Here is a 5,926-nt window from a genome sequence, read left to right as displayed (position 1 = left end):
CGATCACCTCCCCGACTCGACGACACGAAAAAAAACGTTGCTGGCGCGGAAGAACTAGGTCTGAACGTCGTTCACCATCTTGAGGTTCTCCAGCTCCCCCTCGTACTGCGTCATCGCAGCCTTCTTGACCATACCGCCGATCTCGGCCAGTTGATCACCGAGAGTGCCCTGCGCCTTGAGGACCTTTTCGGGGTTGTCGTTCTCGCCGTACTTGGCGAAGAAGCCCTCTCCCATGCGGTCGTTGCCGAAGGTGTCGAGTGTGGCCAGTTTCGCGTGTTCGGCCTTCGCGGCCGCGGCCTGTCCGCTGAACTCGGTGCCGATGCCGCTCAGCTGACCGCCCATGGACGCGATCTCGTGGGCGCTGGTGTTGATGGAGACGAAACCACCGCTCATTGCTCTGCCTTCCGCTCGGCGTAGATTTCGGCGTCGGTGCGCTGGAGGTAGTCCATGGCGCCGGCGCGTTCGGGCTGCACCTGGTTCTGCAGCTCGGTGAACACGGGCGAGAAGTTCTCGGCCATCACTTCCTTGATCTGAGCCTGCACCTGGGCCACGGCCTCGGCGGACGCCTCCAGGATCGCGGCCTGAAGCGCGGCGGCGTCCGGCTTGCGGAACACCCGCGGGTCGATCTCCAGGTCGACGAGCTGGCCGCGCAGCCCCACGACCACCTTGACCGTGCGGTCCGGCGACCAGGCGACCCCGGTCATGCCGAGCATCCGCTCCTGCGCCGCCGGGAGGTTCGCGGTCGCCTGCCGCAGTTCGTCCAGCATTTCCTCGAAAACCGGGTCCACCCGGTCGGAAGAGAAGTTCAAGCCCGTCTCCCATCCGTTCGTCCCCCCGGCACAGCGGCGACATTGCCACATGCGGCGGGCACTCCGATAGCATTCGGCGCGTGCAAGCCAAGCGTCTTCGATCGGCACTGGCCGCCGCGGTCACCGGGCTCGCCGTCGTCACGGTGACCCCGCAGGCCGCGCAGGCCCAGCAGAACTGTGTCGTTTCGGGGGAGCTCCTGGTTCCCGTTCCGTGGTCCCAGAAAATGCTCGCACCCGATCGGGTGTGGCCGCTGAGCACGGGGGCCGGGCAACGTGTGGCGGTCCTCAGCACCGGCATCAGCGACAACCCGCTCCTGGCCGGGCACATCGCGGAGCGCGCGAACTTCGCTCCGGCCGGCACCGGTCAGCCCAGCGGCCTGCCCGACTGCCTGGGCAACGGCACCGGGGTCAGCGGCATCATCGCCGCACAGCCGAGCGGCGCGGTGGGGTTCCACGGCATTGCGCCGGGAGCGCAGGTCCTGTCCGCGAAGGTCGTCGCCGACCAGTACCCGTCCAACCGAAACCCGCGCGAGACCGTCGCACCGGAAACGCTGACCGCGGCGATCAACTGGGCCGTCGACCGCGGCGCGACGGTGATCGCGGTCCCGACCATCACCTACGACGACAACGCCGCCCTGCGCGGCGCCGTGCAGCGGGCGCTCTCCCGCGGCATCGTGGTCGTGGCTGCCGTCGGCGAAACCGCGAGCAACGAACCGCCCGGCCTGGTCCCCTACCCGGCGGCTTACGACGGCGTCGTCGGTGTGGGCGCGATCGCCGAAAACGGCGTCGTGACCCAGAACTCGCGCCCCACGGCCGTGGATCTGGTGGCGCCGGGCGCGAACGTGGTGACGACCTTCCCGAACGCCGGCCTTGGCACCGCTTCTGGCACACAGTTCGCCACCGCGTACGTGGCGGCCACGGTCGCGCTCGTCCGTTCCTACCGGCCGCAACTGTCCAACACGGACGTCGTGCAGCGGCTGTACGCCACCGCGTCCCCGGCTCCCGAAGGCACGGGCAGCGCGTACTACGGCTTCGGTGTCGTGAACCCGTACCAGGCCGTGTCCGACGACATCGCCGCCGGCAACCCGGTGACGCTGCCACCGCTCACCCCGGTCACCGTCGACCCCGAGGTCGCCGCGCGACAGGCCGCCGAAAACCGCAGTGACGACTGGGCGTTCATCCTGGCGGCCGCCGGTTTCGCGCTCGTGCTGCTGGTGACCGCGATCGTCGTGTTCGGACCGCTTGGCCGCCGCCGCCGCTGGCGCGCCGGACTCGCCCCGGTTCCGCAGGACCGGCCCGAGGACGAGCGTCCGGAGCCGCCCGTCGAACTGTTCAGCGACCGCCCCAAGCGGTCCTGATCCCCTGCTGCACAACGATTCCCTCCCCGGTGTTCCCAGCGTGAGACAAGCCGGTCCCGGAGCGTGTTCGCGCTCCGGGACCGGCTTCGGCGGTCGAGCTCTCAGATGTTGAAGTAGCCCCTCGCCTGCATGTCCTTGTCGAACGCGTTCTCGGCTGCCCTGATGACGGCGTTACCCATGTCCTGGTGGGTGCTGCCGAAGTTGTTGACGCGCTGGTTCCAGATCTCCTGGGCCTCGTCGAACGCCGTGGCGGCCGCACCGTTCCAGTCTTCGGCCAGGATGTTCTTGGCCTTCTGCTTGAACTGTTCGAACAGCTGGATCAGCTCGCCGGATTTCGTGATGTTCGTGGTGCCGGTGTCACCGACCGTGCCGTCGTAACGCAGAACCATGTCTGTCCCCTTCCGAAGCTGCTGCGCCGTCAGGCGGAGGCGGTTCCGCCGAGCCGGCCGAAGTTCATGCCGCCGGAGCCCGGCGCGATGGCGTTGATGACGTTCTGGCTGTCCTGGTCCTGGTTGGTCAGCAGGTTGGTGGTGCTGAGGATGCCGTTCACCAGGTTGTCGAGGATGGGAGCCAGCTGGCTCTTCCAGAAGTTCAGCATCTCGTCCTGCTTGCCGAGAGCGGCGGTCGAAGCGCCGCCCAGCCAGCTGGCGCCGACCACGCCGGCGTAGTCGCTGTGGATGCTCGAGCAGAGCTGCTCACCCTGGTCCTTGGCATCGCTGAGCAGCGTCCTCAGGTGCTGGGTCTGTGTCTCATCGAGTTTCAGGACCACGCCTGATCACCCCCATATCACGGGACATTTATCAGCAGAATAGGCGGCGCGGCTGACATCCCCCCGTCGCCCCGTACCACCCTGGCACGAAGCAAAACCGCTGGTCAAGACTTTCTGCCAGAGATTCACGGACGCCCGGTGCGGGCCGACTACGGGACCGCCGACACCATCGCCGCGGACGGGTTCAGCGTCGGGCCCTCCGGGATGCGCTGCACGAGCGCGGCGGGCATGTCGACGGCCGACGACGTTGAGTACCCGAGCTGGGCCAGCACGTCCTGCGACGGCACCGGGTACCGCAGGCCGGTGTCGGTGACCAGCGTGTACGCGCCCGTGGTCGCCGTGGCCGACGGCAGCACCCGCACCACGGCGACGCTGCCCGGCGGGACCAGGACGCGGTCGGCAAGCTTCGTGCCGGTGCCGCTCTCCACAGTGGTGTCGATGGCGGCCGTCATCGCGTTCGGGTCACCGCCGATCGAGATCACCGGGTCGGTGCGCGCGTCGTGGGTCTCCGAGCACAGGGCGGCGCGGCCTTCGTCCGGCACGGTGGCGAGCTCCGGCGGCAGCGACGGCGGGGCCGCCTCACCCTCCGCGGGTGCCAGCGCGTTGCTGGTCGGGGCCGCGTTGGCGGCCGCCGCGGGGATCTCCTTGGGCTGCATGGAGTACTGGCCGGAGATGATCCGCACCTGCAGCTCGGTCAGCGGGGCCAGCCCCTCCTGCCGGACTAGGTAGTACTGCACGCCGCGGGACAACGGGTAGTAGACGACGTCGCCGACGGCGAACCCACTCAGCACTGTGGACGGCGATCCCTGGCCGGGCACGTCGATGCGGCCGATGTCCTGCCCCACCGGCAGCCCGTTCAGCCACGCCGTCCCCGCGTCCACCGCGGCGGCCTGCGCGCCGAACACCGAGCGGATCACGGCGGCGTCGGTGATCCGGTAGCGGTGGTTGTTCCACACCAGGTAGACGGTGCCGTCGGTGGAGTCGCGGGCCAGGATCGCGCGCTGGCCGAGCGGGGCGCCGCCCGGCATCGATTGCCCGACCATCAGCGTCGTCGTGGTCAGCGGGGCGCCGGCCAGGTTCTGCCCCAGCAGCGAGCACATCGTCCACGGCGTCGCGGTCGCGCGGTTCGCGGGCGGCAGCGAGGCAGGCGCGCCGGGGATGCCCACGGCGGGCCTGCGCGGCAGCCCGGCGAGGTCCTTGCCGGACACGCGGTGCGGTCCGGCCTTGTCCGCGCTGGTCAGCAGCCGTGCCGAGGCGTAGTTCAGGGTCGGCTGCAGCTCACCGGACTGGTACACGAACGTCGCGCCCGTCTCGCGTTCGATCACCACCGCGCCGTCGGCTTTCCAGGACGTGCCACCGACTCCGGTGAACACCCCGTAAACACCGAAGCCCGCGGCGACCAGCACCGCGATCATCACCCCGGCGAACACCGCGCCCACTCCGCGCCGCAACGGGGTCAGCTCCGGATCGGTCTCGTGCACGATGAGCGCGGAGGTGACCCGCTGCATCATGAACTGGTAGGCCTGCAGCTGGTCGCGACGAGTGGGCACGCCTATCCCTCAGCCGATCGAGGCCATCAGGCCCTGGACGTATGCGAAGAATCCGGTGATGAACCCCGCGAACGGGATCAGGGCCACGATAGCCATGACGTCCACGATGTCCGCGATCCGGCCGAACCACGGCGACGGGTTCTTGCGGGAATAGACCAGCCCGGCGGCCGCGACCAGCAGCGCGAGCACCACCAGCGCCAGCAGGAACAGCCCGATCCCGCCGTTGCCGGAGGCGGTGGAAAAACACCAGTCGGCCAGCAGCGCGAACACCCACAGCCCGGCGACCAGCAGCGGGATCCGCTGGCGCGGCACCGGGAACAGCCGGGCCCGCAGGAGCAGCGCCGCGCACGCGAGGATCAGCATGATCAGCCGCGATCCGCCGCCGTGCGCGGCGAGGGGGATCGACGACAACGCGCTGATCAGCGCGGCGCCGGTGAGGAAGCCGGTGAGCAGTTCGTCGGCACGGGCGGCGGCGTCGAACACGGCCGGGGTCGCCGGGTGCGGTTCGTCGTTGAGCAGGTCGGCCGAGCGCTGCGGCAGCGCGGGCAGCGGGACCCGGCCCAGCCGCAGCGCCAGCCACGGGTACCCGGGCAGCAGGCCGATCGCGATGGTCAGGACCAGCGCGCCGGCCGCGTCCGGGTCCATCCAGCCGCCGAACAACGCGCCCAGCGCGCCGAGGAATCCGGTGCTGATCGCGGCGACGAACACGCGGCTCATCGCGCCCACGCCGAGGTAGCCGACGATGCCGAAGACCAGCAGTGAAATGGTCCCCAGCAGCAGCTGCGCGGACCCGAAGGAGAACAGTCCCAGGTGGTCCGGCGCGGTCGGCAGGTAACCGCCGAGGAAGGCGTACGGCAGCGCCGATCCGGCGAACACCGCCCCCGCGTAGGCGTCCGGCACCGCGCGCGCCACCACGATGCCCAGCGCGGTCAGGACCACCGCGGCCCCCAGCGTGATCAGGCCGGCGCTCAGCCACGGTGGTTCGAACAACAGGGCGGCGAGGCTGCCCGCGCACAGCAGCACGGCCGCGATCACCAGCCCGGCCCGCCGAGTGGCCGCGCGACCCCAGCTGCGGCCGTAGCGCCGGGCCCCGCTGGCGATGGCCTCGACCAGGTCGTCGTACTCGATCTCGGGCCAGTCGACCGGGCCGGGGACCAGGTGCAGGATCTCGCCGTCGCGCACCTGCTGCGCGGCGAGCGTCTGCTGCCCGTCGAGGCGCTCGCCGGTGGGCCGCCGCAGCGACCAGCCGCCGTGCTGCTCGCCGGTGTCCGGCGCGTCCTCGCCCGCGTGGCGCAGGATGTAGGGGAGCAGTTCCGCGACCGGCACGTTCTCCGGGAGCGCGACGTCGATCCCGCGCTTGGGCGTGGTGATGCTCACCTTCGCGAGGGTCGTGCCCATCGCCGACGTCATGCTGCCCCTACCTCCAAATTGGACCCCGAG

General features: G+C 70.2%; 7 protein-coding genes. 1 reads left to right on the top strand and 6 read right to left on the bottom strand.

The annotated features are described in order from the left end of the window. Window positions 1-54: 54 nt before the first annotated feature. Together AMY39116_RS0305965 and AMY39116_RS0305960 are read right to left on the bottom strand one after the other, a co-directional pair. Entirely contained in the window at window positions 55-393 is a 339-nt protein-coding gene (locus tag AMY39116_RS0305965) for a hypothetical protein (RefSeq protein ID WP_020416784.1), read from the bottom strand. Then, the gene (locus tag AMY39116_RS0305960) at window positions 390-809 is read right to left on the bottom strand and encodes a YbaB/EbfC family nucleoid-associated protein (protein WP_027935672.1); all 420 of its coding nucleotides are present in this window, start codon (window positions 807-809) and stop codon (window positions 390-392) included. The genes AMY39116_RS0305965 and AMY39116_RS0305960 overlap by 4 nt, the downstream gene beginning before the upstream one ends. 80 nt (window positions 810-889) lie before the next feature. Between AMY39116_RS0305960 and AMY39116_RS0305955 the strand changes: the two genes are divergently transcribed. Continuing rightward, window positions 890-2,167 (top strand): S8 family serine peptidase, encoded by a 1,278-nt coding sequence (locus AMY39116_RS0305955; protein ID WP_235716066.1) that lies wholly within the window; start codon window positions 890-892, stop codon window positions 2,165-2,167. 101 nt (window positions 2,168-2,268) lie between these two features. Here AMY39116_RS0305955 and AMY39116_RS0305950 read toward each other — a convergent pair whose 3' ends face one another. The 4 genes from AMY39116_RS0305950 to eccD all read right to left on the bottom strand — a co-directional run bounded on the left by AMY39116_RS0305950 (window position 2,269) and on the right by eccD (window position 5,896). Continuing rightward, a complete protein-coding gene (locus AMY39116_RS0305950; RefSeq protein WP_020416781.1) occupies window positions 2,269-2,556 on the bottom strand; it encodes a WXG100 family type VII secretion target in 288 nt (95 codons plus the stop codon). 29 nt (window positions 2,557-2,585) lie between these two features. Then, window positions 2,586-2,936 carry a hypothetical protein gene (locus AMY39116_RS0305945; RefSeq protein WP_020416780.1) on the bottom strand — a complete coding sequence of 117 codons (351 nt, stop codon included), beginning with the start codon at window positions 2,934-2,936 and terminating at the stop codon, window positions 2,586-2,588. Window positions 2,937-3,085: 149 nt separating this feature from the next. After that, entirely contained in the window at window positions 3,086-4,486 is a 1,401-nt protein-coding gene (eccB, locus tag AMY39116_RS0305940; RefSeq protein WP_020416779.1) for a type VII secretion protein EccB, read from the bottom strand. 9 nt (window positions 4,487-4,495) lie between these two features. Further along, the gene (gene eccD / locus AMY39116_RS0305935; RefSeq protein WP_020416778.1) at window positions 4,496-5,896 is read right to left on the bottom strand and encodes a type VII secretion integral membrane protein EccD; all 1,401 of its coding nucleotides are present in this window, start codon (window positions 5,894-5,896) and stop codon (window positions 4,496-4,498) included. Window positions 5,897-5,926: the final 30 nt, after the last annotated feature.

This window comes from Amycolatopsis sp. ATCC 39116, assembly GCF_000231075.2.
GTDB classification, from domain to species: domain Bacteria; phylum Actinomycetota; class Actinomycetes; order Mycobacteriales; family Pseudonocardiaceae; genus Amycolatopsis_E; species Amycolatopsis_E tucumanensis.
The sequence above is the reverse complement of the archived record's forward strand: the minus strand, read 5'-3'. Positions and strand labels throughout refer to the sequence as shown.

Excerpts from the sequence above, each read along its gene's own strand:
- AMY39116_RS0305965 (WP_020416784.1), bottom strand. The coding sequence starts at position 393 with ATGAGCGGTGGTTTCGTCTCCATCAACACCAGCGCCCACGAGATCGCG.
- AMY39116_RS0305950 (WP_020416781.1), bottom strand. The coding sequence starts at position 2,556 with ATGGTTCTGCGTTACGACGGCACGGTCGGTGACACCGGCACCACGAAC.
- eccD (WP_020416778.1), bottom strand. The coding sequence starts at position 5,896 with ATGACGTCGGCGATGGGCACGACCCTCGCGAAGGTGAGCATCACCACG.